The sequence below is a fragment of the Arthrobacter sp. R-11 genome (genome assembly GCF_049913155.1).
GTDB lineage: Bacteria > Actinomycetota > Actinomycetes > Actinomycetales > Micrococcaceae > Arthrobacter.
In genome coordinates, this window is sequence record NZ_CP183979.1 from 265728 (window position 1) to 286191 (window position 20464).

The following is a 20464-nucleotide window of genomic DNA, read 5'->3' on the forward strand; positions in this document are numbered from 1 at the left end:
GATCGACTTCCTGCACCCGTACAACCCCGGCGATGTGCTGCACTTCGGCGCCGACAGCAACGCCTGGCACAGCAACAACCACAACATGGGCCGGCTGGGTGAATTCCTCCTCTACGACGAATACGATCCGCGCCGCGTCATCCTCTTCAACGCCGACGGCAGCGTGTGGAAGGGCGCCACCCCGCCGTGGACCCGGCAGTTCTTCCTGAACAACGACGCCGCGACCGGCAACTGGGTAACGGCCTGCATCGCCGTCGACAACCAGGGCAACTGCACCGGAACCATCACCAACCAGCCCTCCGACGGCGACGACGCCATCTTCGGTGACCTCGGCAACGACTGGTCCGTCGGCGGCACCGGCCAGGACACCATCTGGGCCGGCTGGGGCAACGACCTCTCCAACGCGGACGATCTGCTGACCACCAACAACGGGCTCAACGACGCTCCCGACGGCGTGAACTCCAGCTACCAGGACCGCGTCTACGGCGGCGCCGGCCTGGACATCCTGATCGGCAACACCGGCGGCGACCGGCTGATCGACTGGGTGGGCGAGTTCAACAGCTACCTCGTGCCGTTCGCACCGTTCGGCATCGCCACCGTCAGCCGCCAGGTGGAACCGCAGCTGCCCATGTTCCTGTACGCGCTCTCCCGCAGCCAAGGCGCGGACCCCACCCGCGCCACGGACACCGGCAACGACCCCGCCCGCAACGGCGAGCCCGACGGCGAACTGGGCCTCATCACCCAGCACGACCACGGCCAGTGGCAGACCCAGACCGGCGGCCCCACGGACCCGCAGGCAGGCAACATCCCGGGCGGCCGGCGCGACACCCTGCGCGGCGCGGACTTCAACGACGGCACGCTCCAGGGCTTCGCCACCGACTCCGGCGCGTTCACCGTCCAGAACGGCCTGCTCAAGGTGACGGCGGCATCCACCTCCGGAGACGCCGTCGCGGTCTGGTACTCGGACGCCTACAAGTCCGTGTACTACGAGCTCGCCGCCAAGATCTCCATGGACAAGGCAACAGGCGGCTGGAAGGCCAACGCGTTCACCATCTTCGACTACTTCGGCCCCGAGGACTTCAAGTTCGCAGGCGTGGACCAGTCCATCAACAAGATGGTCATCGGCCACCGCAACGCCTCCGGCTGGTGGTACGACGCCCAGGGTGTGGTGCCCGGCTCGGTCAGCGCCGGCAAGTTCTATGACCTCAATGTGGTGGTCAACGGGCTCGTGGTCACCGTGACGATCGACGGCAAGAACGCCTTCAGCTACCAGTTCCCGGTGCGCTACGTCGACGGCGACGCCGTGGCGCTCAACAAAGGCCTGGTGGGCTTCGGTTCCCAGCAGGCCCACGGCTGGTTCGACAACATCGCCCTGACGGTCATCTCACCGGAGATCTCGCTGGACCGCACGGAATACTTCGACGACGGCGCGGCCGAGGCGTTTACCCCGGCAGCCGGATCGTGGAGCATCGGCACCGGCCGCTACCTCGGCACCGCAAGCGCCGGCGCCGCCTTCCCGGCCAACACGGCGCTCGCATCGGCTCAGTTCGGCAGTACCGGGATCGACCCCCTGTCCTACGTGGAGGTCGAGGCCGCGTTCCGGGCCGCTGGCGTCACCGGCATCGTCTTCGACTACTACGCCCCGAACGACTACAAGTTCGTGGTCCTGGACGTTCCGGGCCAGCGCGTGCTGATCGGGCACGTGAACCCGCGCAGCGGCTGGGTGGTGGACCAGGCCATCGCCCGGACCATCGCGGCCGGAAGCGAACAGACCCTGAACCTGGTGCTCAAGGCCACCGTGGCCACCGTGACGCTCAACGGCCAGGTGGTCACCAGCCGCTCCTTCAACTCCGCGGTCGCGGACGGCCGCACCGGCCTCCTGGGCAGGCCCGTTTCGGGGGCGGAGCCCGCCTCGTTCAACAGCTTCCGCTTCCGCACCGACGATGACCAGTTCACCCCTCCCGCCGTCATCCAGAGCGAGGTGCGGATCGGCGACGCCACCGTGGTCGAGGGCAACAGCGGGGCCAAGACGGTGACGCTCACCCTGACGCTCAGCCAGGCCCAGGCCACCCCGCTGACGCTGAGCTGGCGGACCGCGGCCGGGACAGCGACGGCGGGATCGGACTTCCTCGCCGTGGCCTCCGGAACCGTGACCTTCGCGGCCAACAGCACGACGGCGACCATCACGGTGACGGTCTACGGGGACGCCGTCTTTGAGTCCGCCGAGCAGTTCATGATCCAGTTGCTTGCCGGGCCGGACTTCAACCTCGCCGACGGCTTCGGCCAGGTGACCATCAGCAACGACGACGCCGCCCCGGCCGGCAACGCGGCGCCCGCCACCATGTCGTCGCCGGAAACTTCGTCCTCCACTTCGACTTCCTCCACCCAGCCCGCCTCGTCCACCTCAGCTGAACCGGCTCCCGCCGCGGCGTCCTCCGATGCCCCGCTCACGGTGAACTACCTGCCCGACGGCGGCATCAGCTTTACCGTGCAGGGCGCCAATAACCGGGACTACTACACGGTGCGGATCGTCTGCGGGGACTACTCCACCACCCTCACCGTGGTGATCGGCCCGGACGGTACCGGCACCACCCAGGCTGTCTACCCGCCGTCGGGCAGCTGCACGGCGACGCTGGAAATCCCCAGGCAGATCAACCGCTCCCGGGTCCTGGCCACAGTCACCTTCACGGTGTGAGGCGCCGGGTACGGCCGGTCGCCCTGGCGGTCAGCACCGCCAGAAGTGCGGCAGCCCCGAGCACCGCGGCACTCACCAGGAAGGTGCTGCTGTACCCGCCGGCGTCGAACAGCACGCCGCCGAGCGTGGAACCGAAGGCGATGCAGGTCTGGACCGTGGCCACCATGAGTCCGCCGCCGGCCTCTGCGTTGTGGGGCAGTGCCGTGGCGACCCAGCTCCACCAGCCGACGGGAGCGGAGGTCGCGAGCAGTCCCCACAGCCCCAGGAGCAGCAGCACCGCAATGAGCGAGGGGCCGAAAGGAACCAGGGCCAGGGCGATGACGGCCAGCAGCGCCGGGATGGCTGCCAGGGTCCGGTACAAGCCCGGGCCGAGGAAGCGGCCGATCAGCAATGTGCCGATGAAGCCCGCCACACCGACAATGAGGAGCGCCAGTGAAACCGTGGTCACGTCCACCCGGGTCACCGTTTCCAGGAACGGCCGAACGTAGGTGAACAGCATGAACTGGCCCATGAAGAACGCACCGCACGCGGCCATGCCCAAAGCCACTGGACGGCTCTTGAGGGCGGTGAAAATGCTGAAGACTTGCCTCACGGACACCGCGGTCTTCGTGACTTCCAGCGAGGGCAGGCTGAACCACTGCCAGGCGAGGCACAGCAGCGAGATCGGGACAAGGCAGAAGAAGGCCCCGCGCCAGCCCACCACGGCGCCAAGGTAGCTGCCCAGCGGCGCTCCGAGCACCGTCGCCAGGGCACCGCCGCCGTTGAAGATGGCCAGGGCGCGTGGCAGCAGGGGGGCCGGGACGAGGCGCATGGCGGTGGCCGCGGACATCGACCAGAAACCGCCGACGACCACGCCAATCAGCGCCCTGCCTGTCATGTACACGGCGTAGTCCTGTGCCAGGGCCACCACGGCGCCGGAAATGCCCATCAGCGCCGTCATGCCTAGCAGCAGCGTCTTGCGGTTCATCCCGCCGGCCAAGGCGGAGACCGACAGGCTGGTCAGCACCGCGAACAGTCCGGAGATCGCGATGCCCTGCCCCACCATTCCTTCAGAGACCCCCAGGTCCGCGGCCATCGGGGTCAGCAGGCTGACGGGCATGAACTCCGAGGCGATCAGGGCGAAGGCACCCAGCGACATCGCGAAAACGCCCGGCCAATGTGCCGCGTGTTCGTCCGCGGACGCTGCGTGGGTCAGGCCCTCAGGCTCAATGGACGTGCCGTGTGACATGGAAATCCTCTTTCGACCGCGTGCGGGGATGCCCCTGCAATCCATGGGACCATCGAGCGTCCCACTGAGGGAGTCCCGGCTGATAGGGGTACCGCGAGGGCCTCCCTCGCCTCCGGGGGTGTCTTGCTTGCTTGAGCTTCCGCGTCTGATTGGACCCATTCCGCGATGATTCTGCTGGATCACACTGGGGCAGCCGCGTGTTGCCGCGCCTTTCCCGTGTGGAGATGCGGACCGGACGAAGGTGATCCAGCAGAAAGTCACGGCGGGCCAAACAATGCACAGTGCCGTCCCGAAACCTCGCCGAAACGTCCCGGGCCTACTCTTGTCACAAACCCGCAAGGACCGTGCCGGCGATAGAGGAGAAGCGATGCACTTGATGCCCCGTGAGCAGGAAAAGCTCATGATCGTGGTGGCGGCAGACCTGGCCCGGCGGCGGCAGGCCCGCGGGCTCAAGCTGAACCATCCCGAAGCCGTGGCCATCATCAGCTACGAGCTCATCGAAGGCGCACGCGACGGCCGCACCGTGGCCGACCTCATGGGCTGGGGCACCACCATCCTCGGCCGCGAAGACGTCATGGAAGGCGTGCCGGAAATGATCCACGACGTGCAGATCGAGGCCACCTTCCCCGACGGCACCAAGCTCGTCACCGTCCACAACCCCATCCGCTAGGAGGCCTCATGATCCCGGGCGAATACCGGCTCCGCCCCGAGCCGATCCACTGCAACAGCGGACGCGAGGCGGTCGCCGTCGACGTCGTCAACCGCGGAGACCGGCCCGTGCAGGTCGGTTCGCACTACCACTTCGCCGAGGCGAACCGGGCGCTCGAATTCGACCGGGAGGCTGCCTTCGGCCGCCGCTTGGACATTCCCGCGGGCACCGCGGCGCGCTTCGAACCGGGGGACCGGCGCACCGTACGGCTTGTCGAGCTCGCCGGGCGGCGCGAGGTGCACGGCCTGTCCAACGCCGTGAACGGCCCGCTTGACAATGAAAACGTCGACGGCGGAGCTGCCACCACTACCGGGGAGGATGCCAAGTGAGCTTCGAGCTTCCGCGCCGGCAGTATGCCGAGCTGTACGGCCCGACGACGGGCGACGCCATCCGCCTTGCCGACACTGAACTGTTCCTTGAGATCGAGAAGGACTACACGGTCTACGGCGAAGAGGCGGTCTTCGGCGGCGGCAAGGTGATCCGCGACGGCATGGGCCAGAACGGCCAGGTGACCCGGGCGGAAGACGTACCGGACACCGTCATCACCAACGTGGTGGTGCTGGACTACACCGGCATCTACAAGGCGGACGTCGCGCTCCGGGACGGCCACATTTTCAAGATCGGCAAGGCCGGCAACCCGGACATCAGCAGCGGCGTGGACATCGTGATCGGCGCGGGCACCGAGATCATCGCGGGCGAGCGGAAGATCCTCACGGCCGGCGGCATCGACACCCATATCCACTTCATCTCCCCGGACCAGGTGCCCGCCGCGATCAGCAGCGGCATCACCACCATGGTGGGTGGCGGCACCGGCCCGGCGGAGGGCACCAAGGCCACCACGGTCACTCCCGGTGCCTGGCACATCAAGCGCATGCTGCAGGCGGCCGAGGGCCTGCCCGTCAACATTGGCGTCTTCGGCAAGGGCCACGCCTCCGCCGTCGAACCCCTCGCCGAACAGATCCGGGCCGGCGCGGTCGGGCTGAAGGTCCACGAGGACTGGGGCTCCACCACCGCCTCGATCGACAACTCGCTGAAGGCCGCGGACGAATACGACGTGCAGGTGGCCATCCACACGGACACCCTGAACGAGTGCGGCTTCGTGGAGGACACCATCCGCGCGATCGACGGCCGGGTCATCCACACCTTCCACACCGAGGGTGCGGGCGGCGGCCACGCCCCGGACATCATCAAGATCGCCGGCATGCCCAACGTGCTTCCCGCGTCGACCAACCCCACGCTGCCGTACACGCGCAACACCATCGAAGAGCACCTGGATATGCTCATGGTGTGCCACCACCTGAACCCGGACATCCCGGAGGACGTGGCCTTCGCCGATTCGCGCATCCGGGCCGAAACCATCGCGGCCGAGGACGTCTTGCAGGACATGGGGATCTTCTCCATCACCTCCTCCGACTCGCAGGCCATGGGCCGCGTGGGCGAGGTCATCACCCGTACCTGGCAGCTGGCGGACAAGATGAAGAAGCAGCGCGGCGTGCTGGAGGACCCCAAGGGGGAAAACGCCGCCGGTGAGCACGGTTCCGCGGGCAGCGACAACTTCCGCCTCAAGCGCTACGTGGCGAAGTACACCATCAACCCGGCCCTCGCGCAGGGCATGGCGGACTCCATCGGCTCCGTGGAGGAGGGGAAGTTCGCGGACCTGGTGCTGTGGGATCCGGCGTTCTTTGGCGTGAAGCCGGAACTGGTGCTCAAGGGCGGGCAGATCGCCTACGCCATCATGGGCGACGCCAACGCCTCGATCCCCACGCCGCAGCCGCGAACCATGCGCCCCATGTTCGCCACCTTCGGCCGCGCCATGCAGAAGTCCTCCATCACCTTCCTGTCCAAGGCCGCCATCGAGGCCGGTGTCCCGGAGGAACTCGGACTGGAAAAGGTGATCCGCCCGGTCTCCGGCATCCGGTCCCTGAGCAAGGCGGACCTGAAGTTCAACGACGCGACGCCGGACATTGCCGTCGACCCCGAAACGTACCAGGTGACCGTGGACGGCGAGGACGTCACGTGCGAACCGGTCGCTGAGCTGCCCATGGCGCAGCGCTACTTCCTCTTCTAAGCGGTACGGAGAAACAGCATGATCATCGAGAAGATCCTGGGAAACCTGCACGAGCTGGCTGTACCCGGCAGCTACGCGAATCACCACAAGGAGAAGGTGGTGCTGACCAGCGCCCTGCTGGTCAAACGGATCCAGCGGGTCACCACGGACCACGGCAAGGAGCTCGGCATCCGCCTGCCGTCCGGCTCCCCGGACCTGCGCGACGGCGACATCCTGGCTGTGGAGGAGAAGAACCTGATCGTCGTCTCGGTGCTGCCCACCGACGTGCTGGTGATCGCCCCGCGAAGCATCCACGAGATGGGCGTCGTGGCGCACTCCCTCGGAAACCGGCACCTGCAGGCCCAGTTCTTCGACGCCGCCTCCGAGTATGCCGCCGAGGTCATGGTCTGCCAGTACGACCACACTGTGGAGGACTACCTGAAGCATGTCGGCGTGCCCTACGACCGCCAGGAGCGCGTGATGCCCGTTCCCTTCCGCCATGCCGGCCACACCCACTAGCCGCCGCCTCGCCCTGCAGCAGCTCACGGACTCCGCGCTGCCCACCGGGGCGTTCGCGCATTCCTTCGGCTTTGAGTCCTACATGGAGCGCGGGCTGGTGCACGACGAGGCAAGCTTCGGCACCTGGCTGGCCGCCTTCCTGGGCCAGCAGCTCACGTACTCGGACGCCTTGGCCATCAGGTTCCTCTACGACGGCGCGCCGCCCCAGGAGCTCGATGAGCACCTCACCGCTCAGCTGCTTCCACGGCAGCTGCGCGAGGCCAGCATCAAGATGGGCGGCCGGCTGCTCGAGATCGGCGCCGAGGTTTTCCCGTCGCCGGAGCTGGAAGCCTACCGGGCTCTGGTGCGCACCGGCCTGGCGGCCGGCCACCAGCCGTTGGCGTTCGCCGTCGTCGCGCGCTCCCTGGGCGTCCCGCTCGAGGAGGCGCTCGCCGCGTATCTTTTCGCCGCGGTCACCTCGCTGACCCAGAACGCCGTGCGCGCCATCCCGCTCGGCCAGAACGCCGGGCAGCGGGTGCTGCGGGCAGCGCACGACGGCGTTGCTGCCGCCATCGAACGGGCCGGCGCCCTCACACCGGACGACTTCGGGGCCGTGAGCCCCGGCCTGGAAATTTCGCAGATGCGGCACGAAAAACAACGCGCCCGCATGTTCATGAGCTAAGGAGACACCATGTCTGAACCCGTCACCTCAGAACCGGTCAAGATCGGCATCGGCGGACCGGTGGGCGCCGGCAAGACCCAGCTCGTGGAGCGCCTCACCCGGCACATGAGCGCGGAAATCTCGATGGCGGCCATCACCAACGACATCTACACGATCGAGGACGCCAAGATCCTCGCCGCCAACGGCATCCTGCCCGAGGACCGGATCATCGGCGTCGAAACCGGCGGCTGCCCGCACACCGCCATCCGCGAGGACACCTCCATGAATACCGCGGCCATCGAGGAACTCAAGAAGCGCCACCCGGACCTGCAGGTGATCTTCGTCGAGTCCGGCGGCGACAACCTCTCGGCCACCTTCAGCCCCGAGCTGGTGGACTTCTCGATCTACATCATCGACGTGGCGCAGGGCGAGAAGATCCCGCGCAAGGCCGGGCAGGGCATGATCAAGTCCGATCTCTTCATCATCAACAAGACGGACCTGGCACCCCACGTGGGCGCGGACCTGGCGGTCATGGAACGGGACTCGCGCGAATTCCGCGGCGCCAAGCCCTTCTGCTTCACCAACCTCAAGACCGACGAGGGCCTGGACGCCGTCATGGAATGGATCCGGCGCGACGTCCTGATGCTCGACCTCGCCCAATGAGCACGGTGGCGGCTGGCGAGCTGACCGCTGTTGAGTCGCCGATGGGGGAGCTCCAGTTGCGGGTTGCTGCGCGTGGGCAGCGTTCCGTGGCCGTGCACCAGTTCCATCGGGGCGCCTTGAGGGTGCTGCGGCCGCACTATCTGGACGACTCCGGGCAGCTCTGTTATGTGATGGTGAACCCGGGCGGGGCCTACCTCGGGGCGGACCTGTACGTGATCGATCTGGAGCTCGAGCCGGGAGCATCGCTGCTGCTGACCACGCAGTCGGCCACAAAGATCTACCGCACGCCGGGCTCCTTCGCCGAGCAGCGCATGTCCATTCGGCTGGGGGAGGGCGCCCGGCTGGAGCTGGCCCCGGACCAGCTCATCGCCTACCGGGAGGCCAGCTACAGGCAGGACACCCGCATCACCATGCACCCGGTGTCGAGCCTGGTCATGAGCGAAATCGTCACGCCCGGCTGGTCCCCTGACGGCACGGCCTTCAAGTACGAGGAACTGCGGCTGCGCACTGAGATCCGGGTCGCCGGCGGGAACGAAGGCGGCGGGCTCCTGGCGCTGGACAACGTGCTCATCCGGCCGCGGTTTGGTGCACCGGTGGGCGACGTCACCGGCCTGGGCTTCATGGAGGGCCGCAGCCACCTGGGATCGCTCCTGGTGGTCGATCCGCGCGTGGACCAGGCCCTGGCCGACGAACTGTACGCGCTTGCCGCGGCCCACGACGCCCTGAGCGGAGTCTCCCTGACGGCGACCGTCGGCGGAACCACAGGGCTGGTGCTGCGCGCGCTGTCCGACAACACTGAAGAACTGAACCGCCTGCTTGGTGCCTGCACGGCGCACCTGCGCAGGCACTGGTTCGGCCAGGATCCCCTGAACCTGAGGAAGTACTGATGACAGCGCTCGCTGCCCTCTACCGGCAACGCGAACACCTGTCCTTGCGGACAAGGCTGTTGTTCACTTTCGGTGCGGTCGCCGCCCTGCATCTTGCCGCCGCCGGGCTGCTGCTGCTGGGAGGAACGCTGCTTCCGGGGCCGCTTGCGGGACCGTTTTCGGGGCAAGACGGCGGAGGGCCGCCGCTGGCCCTCGGCCTGGTCCTCACCGCCTACCTGGCCGGCGTCAAGCACAGCTACGACTGGGACCACCTCGCGGCGATCGACAACTCCACCCGGAAATTCGTCGCCCAGGGCAGGGCGCCCGTGAGCGTGGGCTTCGCGTTCAGCCTGGGGCACAGTTCCGTGGTGGTCCTGGCCGGGGTCCTGGTGCTGGCGGGAACCGCCGTGGTGGGGCAGTTCATGGAGGACGGCAGCCCGGGAAACCTGGTGCTCGGACTGATCGGCAGCGGGGTTTCGGGCCTGTTCCTGCTGGCGATGGGCATCTTCAACGGCTCGGCGTTCCTCCGGGCGGCGCAGCTGTACCGGCAAGCGAAAGCGGGCGGGGTGGTCGCCGTCGAGGACCTGGAAACCCGCGGCTTTGTCGCGCGGCTGCTGGCCCGGCCGCTCGCCCGCGTGCGGAGCCCCCGGAACATCTACGTGATCGGGTTCCTGTTCGGCCTCGGTTTCGATACCGCCACCACCATCGGGCTGCTGGTCATGACGACGGCGGCCTCACTCGCCGGAGTCTCCCAGCTGGCGCTGCTCGCGCTGCCGCTGGCGTTCGCCGCGGCCATGACCCTCTGCGACTCGGTCAACGGGGTCACGATGATGCGCATGTACCGCTCCGCGCTGGCGGATCCGCGCCGGAAACTGGGCTTCAATGCCGTCATTACCGGTATTTCGGCAGCCTCCGCATTGTTCATTTCCGTCATCACGCTGGGCGGGTTCCTCAATGCCGCCTTCGGCCTGGATGATCCGCTGACCACCTGGCTTGGCTCGATCGACCTCGGCGAGGCGGGTCTGTTCCTCGTGGCGGTGCTCCTGGCGGTGTGGGGCGTGGCCTCGCTGCGCAGGCGGCCGTGACGGGTGCGGCGCCCGGTGGCAGGATAGGGCGCATGGAACTGCACATCACAGGGGACCCGGCCGCCGACAAACTGCTCAGCGACGACGCGTTTGCGCTGCTCACCGGCATGTTGCTGGACCAGCAGGTGACGATGGAATCGGCGTTTGCCGGCCCGGAAAAAATCCGGACGCGCATCGGCTCGATCGCTCCTGCAACGGTCGCCGGCTACGATCCCGAGGGCTTCGTCGAGATGTTCAAGGAAAGCCCGGCGGTGCACCGGTTCCCGGGCTCGATGGCGGGCAGGGTCCAGGCGCTCGCCGAGGCCGTTGAGCACGAGTGGGGCGGGGACGCCACCGCCATCTGGACGCAGGGGGATCCCGACGGCAAGGAAGTGCTGGACCGGCTCAAGGCCCTGCCCGGTTTCGGCGAGCAAAAGGCAAAGATCTTCCTGGCGCTCCTCGGCAAGCAATGCGGGCTCCAGGCTCCGGGCTGGCGTGAAGCCGCCGGGAACTACGGGCAGGCGGACGTCTTCTTGTCCGTGGCCGACATCGTTGACCCCGAGTCCCTGCGCAAGGTGCGCGCCTCCAAGCAGGCCGCAAAGGCCGCGGCCAAAGCTGCCAAGTCCGCCAAACCGGCCGGACACTGACGGCGGATCGGGGACGCCAAGGAATCAGCCGAGGATTCCGGGGCCCTTGCCCATGTCGCCAAGGGCCGGGCCCGACTAAAATGGCGCTATGTCCGCCATAGCAGCGCGCAAGTTGTTCAAGCATTCCGGCACGGGACTCATCTTCCGCGGGGCTTTGGCGTTGCTCTTGGCACTGGCGGTGGCATCCCTGCCGGTTGCCACGGTGTTCGCGCTCGCGTATGTGTTCGGAATCTATGCGATGGCCGACGGCCTCGCGAACCTGGCACATTACTATTACGATCCCGCACGCCACTCCCGCTGGAGCATGCTCGGCGGAATTGCCTCCGTTGCCGTCGGCCTCGTGGCTGTTTCGTGGCCGGGCATCGTGGTCGCGGCGCTGGCACTTCTCGTCGGGATATGGGGCCTGGCCTTGGGAATCTCGCAGATCTTCATTGCTCTTGAAGGCAGGACGACCATCAGGGCCTGGCGGAGCCCGGCTCTGACAGGCATTGTCCTCACGGTGTTTGGCATCCTTGTCCTTGCCAATCCCGGAATAGGAATCCTGGCCCTCTCCGGGCTCTTGGCGGCGTTCACCGCCGTCGCGGGTTTGCTGTTGGTGATCTCCGGATTCTCGATGCGCAGGGTCGCCGCCTCAGCACGGAGCTAGCGGAAACCTAGCCACCGGAAACTAAGCGGGCGCAGGCACCGGTTCAGCCGCCAATTCCTCCGCAGTGGGCGGGTTCGCGCCGGACCTGCTAACCGTGATGGCGGCCGCTTTCGACGCGGTCCGGCCGAGGATTTCGAGCACTGCGGGTGCCAAGCCGTCGCTGCTGCGGCTGAGCAGCCCGTAGATCAGGGCGGCCATGTAGGAATCGCCGGCTCCGATGGTGTCGGCAACAACGGTCTTCACGGCCGGCACGTACAGGCGGTTGGCCGGTGTTGCCAGCAGGGATCCTTCGGAGCCGCGCGTGATCACGGCCAGGCCTGCGCCAAGTCCGAGGACGCGGTCGGCGGCATCGTCCAGTCCGAGGCCGGGGTAGAGCCAGTGCGCGTCCTCGTCGCTGAGCTTGACCGCATCCGTCAGCGGAACAAGGTCCTCGAAGATGGCGAGCGCTTCGGCATGGGTGCCGAGCAACGCAGGCCGGATGTTGGGGTCGTAGGTGACCATGGTTTCGCGGTATGACTGCTCAAGCAATGTCTTGACTGCTCCTGCACCAGGGGAAAGGAAGCTGGCGATCGATCCCGTGTGCAGGATCCTGGGGATGGAAGGGGGCGCCACGGGCGCCAGTTCCCAGGAGATGTCGAATTCGTAGCTGGCAGAACCGTCGGAGGCCAGCGTGGCGGTGGCCGAGGCGGTCCGGTCCGCCGAGGTAGACCCCGGGAGCAGGGACACACCGGCCGAGGACAGGTGGCGGGCAATCGCGGCACCGCGTTCGTCGTCGCCGATCGAGGTCAGCAGGCTGGTCTTGACCCCCAAGCGGCCCAGCCCGTAGGCCACATTGGCGGGCGAACCGCCCGGATGTTCAACTGTGCCGCGGGAGGTGGTGACGACGTCGATGAGGGCCTCGCCGATCACGACGACGTCGGCGGAGTCTCCCTCGGGAGCGGGGGCTGTGTATGAAGGGGTCATCGCAGGGTGTCTTTCGCAGGGCCGTCCGCGGACGCGGCGTTTTTGCGCGCGCCGGGTCCGCGGACGGGAGGTGGGGTGGAACGCCGTCAGGACGGTTCAGGCCGTTGCTGCACCTGTCATGATCGCCACCGCATCCGTCATGGAGTGCGACTGTGGCGTGATCGTGGCCGCGCACTTGCCGAGCCGCTGGATGTGGATGCGGTCGGCGACGTCGAACACGTGCGGCATGTTGTGGCTGATCAGGATCACCGGCAGCCCGCGGTCCCGGAGATCCCGGACCAGCTGGAGGACCTGGTTCGATTCACGCACACCCAGGGCCGCGGTCGGCTCGTCCAGCACCACCACCTTGGAACCGAAGGCAGCGGCCCGGGCCACGGCAACTGCCTGGCGCTGCCCGCCGGAGAGGTTCTCCACCGGGACGGTGACGTCCTGGAGGGTGGAAATACCAAGCCGGATCAGCTCCGCCTTGGCCTTGCGACGCATGCCTTTGGTGTCGAGGACCCGGAAGATCGACCCCAGGGGTCCCGGGACCCGCTCTTCCCGGCCAAGGAACAGGTTCGAGGCCACATCCAGGGCGGGAGAGACCGCCAGGTTCTGGTAGACGGTCTCGATGCCGTGGGCCCGGGCGTCCTGCGGCCGCTTGAAGTGGACCTGTTTCCCGGACACCAGCAGTTCACCGGTATCCGGAATCTCCGCCCCGGTGAGGCACTTGATGAGGGTGGACTTGCCGGCCCCGTTGTCACCGATGATGGCCAGCACTTCTCCGGGGTAGAGGTCCAGGCTGACGCCGTCCAGGCCCACCACCTTGCCGAAGGTCTTGACCAGGTTGCGTGCCTGCAGGATGGGTTGGCGGGTCCCGCTGGCCGGGGTAGGAACGTCGACGGAGGTCATGACTTAACCTTTCGGATCCACTGGTCCACCGACACAGCGACAATGATGAGCACGCCCACGGCGAGGGTCTGGAACAGGACGTCCAGTCCCGCGAGGGACAGCCCGTTGCGGAAGACGCCCACGATCAGCGCCCCGAGCAACGAACCCCAAACGGATCCGCGGCCGCCGAAGAGGCTCGTGCCGCCGATGACGACGGCTGTGATCGAGTCGAGGTTCAGATCCACGCCGGCGTTGGGGCTGGCCGCGTTGGTACGGCCGATCTGGATCCACGCGCCGACGGCGAGGACCGCGCCGGCGGCCAGGTAGACGCTCATGAGGACCCGGTTGACGGGGATACCGGCCAGGCGGGCCGCCTCCTTGTCGTCGCCCACCGCATAGACGTGGCGTCCCCATGCGGTCTTGCCGAGGATGAAGGCCACAGCGATGTAGAGCAGCAGCATCATGACGACGCCGGTGGAGATCCGTACCGGACCCACGGGGAAGGTGCTGCCCATCCAGGTCAGCAGGGCCGGCATGCTCGAGCCCCGCACCGTGGAGCCGCCCGAGTACAGCAGGGTCAGCGCGATGAAGATGTTCAGCGTTCCCAGGGTCACGATGAACGGCGGAAGCTTGAACCTGGTCACGAGGAAACCGTTGAGCGCGCCCGCGGCGAGTCCGACGACGAGCCCCGCCACGAGTGCAAGCGGTGCCGGCATGCCGTTGTTCACGGTTATCTGCGCAACCACCATGGACGCCAGGATCATCACGGCGCCTACCGAGAGGTCGATGCCCGCGGTGAGGATGATCAGGGTCTGTGCGATGGCAAGGGTTCCCACCACGGAGACCTGCTGCGTAATGAGGGAGAGGTTCTCAACGCGCAGGAAGCGTTCGTTGAGGATCCCGAACACCACCACGGCTACCAGGAGCACGATGGCCGGGCTCAGGGCGGGGTAGCGGTGCAGCACATTGCGAATGCGGCTGAGGGGTGTGCTCCGGTCCAGAAATTCCTCGGCCGGGTCGGTGTGCTTCTCGGCCGGCGGTCCGGCTGCCTGCTGTTGCTGGGTCATGGTTACTCCTGTCAACTGCCGGTCCTACTTGCCCCAGCAGACCTGGGCAGCATCCGCCGTCGTGATGCTCTTGACGCCCTCGGCGGCCTTGTCGGTGACCAGTTCGACTCCGGTGTTGAAGAAGTCCAGTCCTGCCGAGTTCTCCGGCTTCTTGCCGGTCTTGGCGAGGTCGACGATTGCCTTGACGCCGAGCTCCGCCATCTTGACCGGGTACTGCTGGGCGGTGGCGCCGATGATGCCGGCCTTGACGTTGTTCACGCCGGCGCAGCCGCCGTCGACCGAGACGACGAGGACGTCCTTTTCCTTGCCGGCGGACTTGAGTGCCTCGTACGCTCCGGCGGCAGCAGGTTCATTGATGGTGTACACGACGTTGATGTTGGGGTTCTTGGACAGCAGGGTCTCCATCGCTGTACGGCCGCCGTCCTCGGCGCCCTGCGAAGCCTGGTTGCCGACAATCTCGTAGTCGCCGCCCTTGCCGCCGGTGTACTTGCCGGTCTTGGCCTCGTCGCCGTTCTTCTTCTTGTCCGCCGTGTCGACGCCGAGGCCCGTCAGGAAGCCCTGGTCGCGGTTGTAGTCAACGGAGACAACCTTGTCATCGAAGAGGTCGATCAGGGCGATGGTGGCCTTCTTGCCTCCCAGCTGCGCGGCGGTCCACTTTCCGATCAGCTCGCCGGCCGCGAAGTTGTCCGTGGCGAACGTGATGTCGGCGGCATCGGCCGGGTCCGGCGGGGTGTCCAGGGCGATGACAAAGAGGCCGGCATCCTTGGCCTTCTTCAGGGCGTCGACGACGGACGGGCCGTTGGGGGTGATGAGGATTCCCTTGTCGCCCTTGGAGATGGCGTTTTCGATGGCCTGGATCTGGGTGTCTTCGTCGCCGTCGGCTTTGCCTGCTGCGAGTTTGAGGTCGACGCCGTCAGCTTCGGCAGCCTTCTTGGCGCCGTCCTGCATGGAGACGAAGAACGGGTTGGCGGTGGTCTTGACGATCAGCGAGACGCCGATCTTCTCGGAGGAAGCCCCGCTGCTGGAACCGGTGCTGGGGGAGTTACCTCCACAGGCCGTCAGGCTGAGTACCCCGAGGGAAAGGGCTGCGCCTGCGGCGAACAGCCGGCTGGCGGTGGAGCGTGGGGCGATGGAACTCGTCATTGAAACTCCTGGTATTCGAGGCACTTTTCGCGCCTGACAACGATGTCGTAAGTTATGTAACCAAGCTCACAATGTAGAGTCAAGGGCAACTGATGATGAAAGAGCGAGGTTATGACAACGATGTCAGATCGTTATCGAACTGAGGGCGCGAAGAACCGGCCCACCATGCGCAATGTCGCTGCACTTGCAGGTGTCGGAATCAAGACGGTCTCGCGGGTCATGAACGATGAGCCGGGAGTTTCGGAGGCGACCCGGAAGCGTGTCCTGAGTGCTTCGCAGCAGCTGAACTACCACCTGGACATGGCCGCGGGCAGCCTGCGGCGGACGGGACGGCAGACCCTGTCAATAGGCTTGCTGCTGCCCAGTGTGGCCAACCCCTTCAGCGGCGAAATCCACCGGGCGCTGGAAGACGCACTCTCGGAGCGGGGCATCGCGGTCTTCGCTGCGAGCCTTGATGAGGATCCTGACCGGGAAAAGGCCCTCGTGACCGCCTTCCTTCGCCGTCGAGTGGACGGCATGGTGCTCACCCCGATCGCCAAGAGCCAGGCCTATGTGATCCCGGAGCACTCGCGGGACCTTCCGCTGGTCTTCATCGACCGTGAACCGGTCGGCATCGAGGCCGACGCCGTCGTGACGGACAACGCCGCGGGAGCTGCACGAGCGGCAGCCCACCTGCTGGGCCACGGACACAGGCGGCTGGCCTACCTTGGCGACACGCCGGATATCCAGACCGCTCGGGAACGCCGCCGCGGCTTCATCGAGGAACTGGGCCAGGCCGGCATCGCCACCTCCACGGTTCCCGTCCGTGAAGGCTTGCGCGACGAAGAAGCGGCGAGGCTTGCAGCGCTTGAAATCCTGGCTTCGGATGAGCCGCCCACGGCCATCTTCTCCAGCCAGAACCTGGTCACCTTCGGGGTCATGCGCGCATTGAAGGAACTGGGCGCGAACCGCCGCGTAGCCTTGGTGGGCTTCGACGACTTTGCCCTTGCCGACATGATGGACCCCGGAATCACCGTGATTGCCCAGCATCCTGAACGGATCGGCAAGCTCGCAGCCGAACGGCTGCTTGCCCGGATAGACGGCGACGACGGCGCGCCGCGGACTTACGTGGTCCCCTCAGAACTGATCGTGCGCGGCTCCGGCGAGCTGCCGCCGTCGTACTGAACTCCCGTTCCCAAAGAAGCCCGCCACCAAATCAAGGAGCCCGCATGACCAAGACACTGTATGCCGAATTCACCGTCAAGCCCGGCAGCGAGGAACGGGTCGCCGCAATGATGCGCGAGCTGACGGAACGCGTGCGCAACGAACCCGGCAACCAGCTGTTCCTGCCGTACACCCGCGAATCCAATCCGCGGGAGTACTTCGTGTTCGAGGTGTACCGCGACGATGAAGCCTTCCGCGAGCACATCACCGCTGATTACGGGGCTGTGTTCAATGCCGAACTCGCGGAACACATCGAGGAGGACGGCTCGGTGCTTACCTGGCTCCAACCCCTGGCCTGAACACGTCCCGTTAAACCCAGCTGACCCGCAGTTGATGGCGTCTGAAGGTTCAGACGGCACCTGATGCGGGTCAGCTGGGTTGTCGGCGCTACTTGAACATCGACTGCCGCAACGGCGTGACCGTCAGGGACTTGAGGTGCGCCGTGCCGCCGTCGGCGAAGAGCGCGACGTCCGTGGCCCCGGCGTCCGGGAACACCTGGTCGGTGATGCTTCGCAGGCCGTCCTGGGAGAAGACTTCCACGGAGGAGCGGTCCACGTAGATGCGCAGGGTTATGTTGCCTTGCGAATCAACGGAGACGGGAGCGGAATCCAAGGATGTGAAAAGCGGATTGAATCCGGTGTTGCCGGAGTTTCCACGGTCCACGTAGAGCTCTTTCGTCCTGGCGTCGTAGCCGATGACGGTCGACGACGTGCCGTTGCCAAGCACCGTGATCCCCGACTTCAGCGCCGTGCCCGGGTTGAAGGTGACATCGATCCTTTGCACGTCGCCAGAGGCCTGGCGGGGCAGCACTTGCGTGCCGGGAACGATGGACCCGCCTACCTTGTCCTGATAGCTGGGTTTCTGGGCGAGGGAGTCCACCTGCTTGACGGCTTTCTGGGTAAGCCGGGGCCCGTCGACCGTCTGGGTCAGTGCCACCTCGCGGGGCAGCGACATGGCGCTGCGCCAAGGGGACGTGGGAATCGTGTTGGCGTAGTCCCAGTTGTTCATCCAGCCGAGCACTACGCGTTTGTCCTGCGGCATGTTGCCGAAGGAGACGGTGGCGTACAGGTCGCGGCCATAGTCCAGCCAGTCGTAACCGTTGATGCGGGGCCTTGCGGACTGCTCGGAAGCGATGAACTCGTCCGCCAGGATGTGGCCCCAGCCGAAGCGGTTGTTGTCCACGATCCGGATGTTCGCCTTGCGGCCCTTGAACTCCGAGACGTTCCAGGAGGCCCAGTCCAGGACCTCGCTGTTGGCGCCCGTGGCGGAACGGACCACCTGCCCGTCGACCACAAGGTTCACCGTGGTTTCGTCCGAGCGGGGCACCGCGGCGGAGTCCGTCAGCATGACATGGTCCAGGGTCAGGTGTCCCCATCCGCCGGTAGCCTGGTCCACGATCCGAAGCTGGGCCTGCTTGCCGGCGAATTCGGAAACGTCCCAGCCTTTCCAGTTCAGCTGTCCCGCATTGTCCCCGGCCACCCTTCTGACAACGTTGCCATCAACCAGCAACTGGGCCTCCAGTACCTGTCCGGTCTCCGCGGTGCGGTTGCCGCCTCCCACCAGCAGGCTGATGAAGTTCTTGCCGACCGTGAACGGCGGTGAGGTCAGGGTGCCTTCCCGGTCGTCCCCGGGATTCCCGCCGGCTTCAAAGGTATTGATGCGTTTGGCGCCGATGTAGAAGTCACCCCCGGCGGTGGCGGGCTGGAACTGGGGTGCGAGGTCGCCGGTTCCGGTCCAGCCGGTGTCGGCGAGCGTGCTGCCGTCCGGACCTTCAAAACCGTTGAACAGGAGGTCGCCGGGCGGGGGAGTGTTGTCCAGTTTGTCGGAGACCCGGGGGTGCTGGCCGCCGCCCACCAGGAAGTTGATGTAGTCGCTGTCCACAGTGAAGTCGGGTGAGGACATGGTGCCCAACGGCCAGTCGCCGTCGTTGAAGGAGTTGACCAGCCCGGCGCCCGCGAAACCGCTCACGGTGTTCTGTCCGGGCAGGGATCCTGCCGCAGGGCTGTTCGCGAACGGACCGTTCTTCCAGTTGCCGGGCTCGTTGTTCACGGTCCAGCCGTTGTACGTGCCGTCGTTGAAGCCCGCGATCGGGGTGCCGGCCGGAAGCGCGTCCGCCGGCTTCGTGGTCTCGGAGGTGAACGTGGTGCCGTCGAAGGTGCCCACGAAGTACTGGCCGGCCGAACCGCCGGCAATGCCGCCGGGGTTGACGTTCACCACCATGACCCATTTGACGTTGTTGGTGTCGCCGTCAACGGCCAGGGGGAACAAGTCCGGGCACTCCCACAGGCCTCCGGTGGCGTTGGCGGGGCCGAACTGGCTCAGGGCCGTCCAGTCCTTCAGGTTGTCCGACTTGTAGAGCAGCACCTTGTGGTCAAGGGCCTCCACGGCCGTCATTACCCAGTAGCCCCCGCCGCCGGGAGAGCTGTACCAGAACACTTTGGGGTCCCGGAAGTTCGCCGAATTGCGGTTCAGCACAGGGTTGCCGCTGTACTTGGTCCAGGTCCGGCCCTCGTCAAGGCTGTAGGCAAGGGACTGCGCCTGGAGGCCGCGGTGCGGTGAGGCCTCCTTGTAGGCGCTGGTGTAGATCGCCACGAGCGGCGGGTTCCCGGCTGTGCCGAAGCCCGAAGAATTGTCCTTGTCCACCACGACGCTTCCGGAGAATACGTCCTCCTGCGTGTCCGTGGAGATCGCCAGCGGCTGCTCCTTCCAGCTCACCAGGTCCTTGGACGTCGCGTGGCCCCAGGACATGTTTCCCCACGTGTTTCCCTGCGGATTGTGCTGGTAGAAGAGGTGGTAGACGCCCTTGTAGAAGACCAGCCCGTTTGGATCGTTCATCCAGTTCTTCGCCGGTGAATAGTGGAACGCGGGCCGGTATTGCTCCTGCCCCAGGATGTCGCCGGAAGTCCCGGTGCCCGCCACGGGGCTTCCGACGTCGGCCCTGCCTGCCGCGGCGGGACCCGCTCCGGCGAGTGCTCCCGCGAGCGTGAGTCCGGCGAGCGTCAGAGCTGAAAGTGACTGCAGGCCGATGGTTCGTTTCTTGTGCATTTGTGTGGATTCGCCCTTCATCGCGCGTGTCTTCCCCGATAGACATCGTTGTCAATGCGGGGAACGCTAGGTTATGTCCACGAGACAAGTCAACGATCGGCGATTAGCGGGAGGCGCGCCGAGCGGCGACTGTTTGGCTGCACATCAAGATTGAGAATCTCTGGCCAAATGCCCATTGGTGTGAGCTGCGCGACTTTCTAGGCTTGAGGAAGTTCCTGATCTCCAACGGCCAAGCATGAGGTTCAACGATGAAGCGCATCGCACTCCTGGGCAACCGCGTTGCCCCCGTCAGCCCCACCGGCTCCCACGTTCCCGCTACCGGGCCGTGGAGCCCCGACGCCGAGCCGCAGGCCGTGCAAACCTTCGCCGAGGGCCACGTCTTCCCTGCCCACAACGGCACTCCGACCATGTGGCGCCCGCGCCCGGCGATGGCGGTTTCGGCATGATTC

General features: G+C 66.4%; 20 protein-coding genes (1 of these 20 running past the window's edge). 14 read left to right on the plus strand and 6 right to left on the minus strand.

Annotated features, from left to right (window positions below):
* Window positions 1-2695: the end of a Calx-beta domain-containing protein gene (locus tag ACN9M4_RS01170; RefSeq protein WP_426301560.1), read on the plus strand. 26489 nt of this gene lie to the left of the window's left edge; the window shows 2695 of its 29184 coding nt (coding positions 26490-29184); the start codon falls outside the window, past its left edge; it ends in the stop codon at window positions 2693-2695.
* On the opposite strand, the gene ACN9M4_RS01175 is transcribed toward ACN9M4_RS01170, so the two are convergent.
* The gene (locus ACN9M4_RS01175; RefSeq protein WP_426301562.1) at window positions 2685-3923 is read right to left on the minus strand and encodes an MFS transporter; all 1239 of its coding nucleotides are present in this window, start codon (window positions 3921-3923) and stop codon (window positions 2685-2687) included. The two genes, ACN9M4_RS01170 and ACN9M4_RS01175, sit on opposite strands and share 11 nt — an antisense overlap.
* A gap of 367 nt (window positions 3924-4290) precedes the next feature.
* Between ACN9M4_RS01175 and ACN9M4_RS01180 the strand changes: the two genes are divergently transcribed.
* The 10 genes from ACN9M4_RS01180 (at window position 4291) to ACN9M4_RS01225 (ending at window position 11724) form a co-directional block, all read left to right on the plus strand.
* Window positions 4291-4593 (plus strand): urease subunit gamma, encoded by a 303-nt coding sequence (locus ACN9M4_RS01180; RefSeq protein ID WP_426301564.1) that lies wholly within the window; start codon window positions 4291-4293, stop codon window positions 4591-4593.
* 8 nt (window positions 4594-4601) lie between these two features.
* Window positions 4602-4961 carry an urease subunit beta gene (locus ACN9M4_RS01185; protein ID WP_426301566.1) on the plus strand — a complete coding sequence of 120 codons (360 nt, stop codon included), beginning with the start codon at window positions 4602-4604 and terminating at the stop codon, window positions 4959-4961.
* Window positions 4958-6700 (plus strand): urease subunit alpha, encoded by a 1743-nt coding sequence (ureC, locus tag ACN9M4_RS01190; protein WP_426301568.1) that lies wholly within the window; start codon window positions 4958-4960, stop codon window positions 6698-6700. Before ACN9M4_RS01185 ends, ureC begins: the two co-directional genes overlap by 4 nt.
* 18 nt (window positions 6701-6718) lie before the next feature.
* A complete protein-coding gene (gene ureE / locus ACN9M4_RS01195; RefSeq protein WP_426301570.1) occupies window positions 6719-7198 on the plus strand; it encodes an urease accessory protein UreE in 480 nt (159 codons plus the stop codon).
* The gene (locus tag ACN9M4_RS01200) at window positions 7179-7859 is read left to right on the plus strand and encodes an urease accessory protein UreF (RefSeq protein ID WP_426301572.1); all 681 of its coding nucleotides are present in this window, start codon (window positions 7179-7181) and stop codon (window positions 7857-7859) included. Before ureE ends, ACN9M4_RS01200 begins: the two co-directional genes overlap by 20 nt.
* Window positions 7860-7868: 9 nt before the next feature.
* Window positions 7869-8501 carry an urease accessory protein UreG gene (gene ureG, locus ACN9M4_RS01205; protein ID WP_426301574.1) on the plus strand — a complete coding sequence of 211 codons (633 nt, stop codon included), beginning with the start codon at window positions 7869-7871 and terminating at the stop codon, window positions 8499-8501.
* On the plus strand, window positions 8498-9388 hold the full coding sequence (locus ACN9M4_RS01210; RefSeq protein WP_426301576.1) for an urease accessory protein UreD: 891 nt from the start codon (window positions 8498-8500) through the stop codon (window positions 9386-9388). Before ureG ends, ACN9M4_RS01210 begins: the two co-directional genes overlap by 4 nt.
* The gene (locus ACN9M4_RS01215) at window positions 9388-10452 is read left to right on the plus strand and encodes a HoxN/HupN/NixA family nickel/cobalt transporter (RefSeq protein ID WP_426301578.1); all 1065 of its coding nucleotides are present in this window, start codon (window positions 9388-9390) and stop codon (window positions 10450-10452) included. Before ACN9M4_RS01210 ends, ACN9M4_RS01215 begins: the two co-directional genes overlap by 1 nt.
* Before the next feature lie 32 nt (window positions 10453-10484).
* Window positions 10485-11078 (plus strand): HhH-GPD-type base excision DNA repair protein, encoded by a 594-nt coding sequence (locus ACN9M4_RS01220; RefSeq protein ID WP_426301580.1) that lies wholly within the window; start codon window positions 10485-10487, stop codon window positions 11076-11078.
* An 88-nt stretch (window positions 11079-11166) separates the two neighbouring features.
* Window positions 11167-11724, plus strand: a complete 558-nt coding sequence (locus tag ACN9M4_RS01225) for an HdeD family acid-resistance protein (RefSeq protein ID WP_426301582.1) — start codon at window positions 11167-11169, stop codon at window positions 11722-11724.
* 21 nt (window positions 11725-11745) lie between these two features.
* Here the strand turns inward: ACN9M4_RS01225 and ACN9M4_RS01230 are convergent, their stop codons facing one another.
* From ACN9M4_RS01230 to ACN9M4_RS01245, 4 genes are all read right to left on the minus strand, one after another.
* Complete coding sequence (locus ACN9M4_RS01230) at window positions 11746-12687, minus strand: carbohydrate kinase family protein (protein WP_426301584.1); 942 nt, start codon at window positions 12685-12687, stop codon at window positions 11746-11748.
* Between the two features lie 96 nt (window positions 12688-12783).
* Window positions 12784-13578, minus strand: coding sequence for an ATP-binding cassette domain-containing protein (locus ACN9M4_RS01235; protein WP_426301586.1), 795 nt, complete (start codon window positions 13576-13578; stop codon window positions 12784-12786).
* Window positions 13575-14624, minus strand: coding sequence for an ABC transporter permease (locus ACN9M4_RS01240; protein ID WP_426301588.1), 1050 nt, complete (start codon window positions 14622-14624; stop codon window positions 13575-13577). Before ACN9M4_RS01240 ends, ACN9M4_RS01235 begins: the two co-directional genes overlap by 4 nt.
* Window positions 14625-14648: 24 nt before the next feature.
* The gene (locus ACN9M4_RS01245) at window positions 14649-15767 is read right to left on the minus strand and encodes a substrate-binding domain-containing protein (protein WP_426301590.1); all 1119 of its coding nucleotides are present in this window, start codon (window positions 15765-15767) and stop codon (window positions 14649-14651) included.
* A 165-nt stretch (window positions 15768-15932) separates the two neighbouring features.
* Between ACN9M4_RS01245 and ACN9M4_RS01250 the strand changes: the two genes are divergently transcribed.
* Both ACN9M4_RS01250 and ACN9M4_RS01255 read left to right on the plus strand, forming a co-directional pair.
* The gene (locus ACN9M4_RS01250; RefSeq protein WP_426301592.1) at window positions 15933-16931 is read left to right on the plus strand and encodes a LacI family DNA-binding transcriptional regulator; all 999 of its coding nucleotides are present in this window, start codon (window positions 15933-15935) and stop codon (window positions 16929-16931) included.
* A 44-nt stretch (window positions 16932-16975) separates the two neighbouring features.
* The gene (locus ACN9M4_RS01255; RefSeq protein ID WP_426301594.1) at window positions 16976-17269 is read left to right on the plus strand and encodes a putative quinol monooxygenase; all 294 of its coding nucleotides are present in this window, start codon (window positions 16976-16978) and stop codon (window positions 17267-17269) included.
* Between the two features lie 88 nt (window positions 17270-17357).
* On the opposite strand, the gene ACN9M4_RS01260 is transcribed toward ACN9M4_RS01255, so the two are convergent.
* On the minus strand, window positions 17358-20015 hold the full coding sequence (locus tag ACN9M4_RS01260; protein WP_426301596.1) for a GH32 C-terminal domain-containing protein: 2658 nt from the start codon (window positions 20013-20015) through the stop codon (window positions 17358-17360).
* Between the two features lie 248 nt (window positions 20016-20263).
* Here ACN9M4_RS01260 and ACN9M4_RS01265 point away from each other — a divergent pair, with 248 nt between their 5' ends.
* Complete coding sequence (locus ACN9M4_RS01265) at window positions 20264-20461, plus strand: hypothetical protein (RefSeq protein ID WP_426301598.1); 198 nt, start codon at window positions 20264-20266, stop codon at window positions 20459-20461.
* The last annotated feature ends 3 nt before the right edge of the window (window positions 20462-20464 follow it).

Excerpts from the sequence above, each read along its gene's own strand:
- ACN9M4_RS01175 (WP_426301562.1), bottom strand. The coding sequence starts at position 3,923 with ATGTCACACGGCACGTCCATTGAGCCTGAGGGCCTGACCCACGCAGCG.
- ACN9M4_RS01180 (WP_426301564.1), top strand. The coding sequence starts at position 4,291 with ATGCACTTGATGCCCCGTGAGCAGGAAAAGCTCATGATCGTGGTGGCG.
- ACN9M4_RS01185 (WP_426301566.1), top strand. The coding sequence starts at position 4,602 with ATGATCCCGGGCGAATACCGGCTCCGCCCCGAGCCGATCCACTGCAAC.
- ureE (WP_426301570.1), top strand. The coding sequence starts at position 6,719 with ATGATCATCGAGAAGATCCTGGGAAACCTGCACGAGCTGGCTGTACCC.
- ACN9M4_RS01200 (WP_426301572.1), top strand. The coding sequence starts at position 7,179 with ATGCCGGCCACACCCACTAGCCGCCGCCTCGCCCTGCAGCAGCTCACG.
- ureG (WP_426301574.1), top strand. The coding sequence starts at position 7,869 with ATGTCTGAACCCGTCACCTCAGAACCGGTCAAGATCGGCATCGGCGGA.
- ACN9M4_RS01210 (WP_426301576.1), top strand. The coding sequence starts at position 8,498 with ATGAGCACGGTGGCGGCTGGCGAGCTGACCGCTGTTGAGTCGCCGATG.
- ACN9M4_RS01215 (WP_426301578.1), top strand. The coding sequence starts at position 9,388 with ATGACAGCGCTCGCTGCCCTCTACCGGCAACGCGAACACCTGTCCTTG.
- ACN9M4_RS01220 (WP_426301580.1), top strand. The coding sequence starts at position 10,485 with ATGGAACTGCACATCACAGGGGACCCGGCCGCCGACAAACTGCTCAGC.
- ACN9M4_RS01225 (WP_426301582.1), top strand. The coding sequence starts at position 11,167 with ATGTCCGCCATAGCAGCGCGCAAGTTGTTCAAGCATTCCGGCACGGGA.
- ACN9M4_RS01230 (WP_426301584.1), bottom strand. The coding sequence starts at position 12,687 with ATGACCCCTTCATACACAGCCCCCGCTCCCGAGGGAGACTCCGCCGAC.
- ACN9M4_RS01235 (WP_426301586.1), bottom strand. The coding sequence starts at position 13,578 with ATGACCTCCGTCGACGTTCCTACCCCGGCCAGCGGGACCCGCCAACCC.
- ACN9M4_RS01240 (WP_426301588.1), bottom strand. The coding sequence starts at position 14,624 with ATGACCCAGCAACAGCAGGCAGCCGGACCGCCGGCCGAGAAGCACACC.
- ACN9M4_RS01245 (WP_426301590.1), bottom strand. The coding sequence starts at position 15,767 with ATGACGAGTTCCATCGCCCCACGCTCCACCGCCAGCCGGCTGTTCGCC.
- ACN9M4_RS01250 (WP_426301592.1), top strand. The coding sequence starts at position 15,933 with ATGCGCAATGTCGCTGCACTTGCAGGTGTCGGAATCAAGACGGTCTCG.
- ACN9M4_RS01255 (WP_426301594.1), top strand. The coding sequence starts at position 16,976 with ATGACCAAGACACTGTATGCCGAATTCACCGTCAAGCCCGGCAGCGAG.
- ACN9M4_RS01260 (WP_426301596.1), bottom strand. The coding sequence starts at position 20,015 with ATGCACAAGAAACGAACCATCGGCCTGCAGTCACTTTCAGCTCTGACG.
- ACN9M4_RS01265 (WP_426301598.1), top strand. The coding sequence starts at position 20,264 with ATGAAGCGCATCGCACTCCTGGGCAACCGCGTTGCCCCCGTCAGCCCC.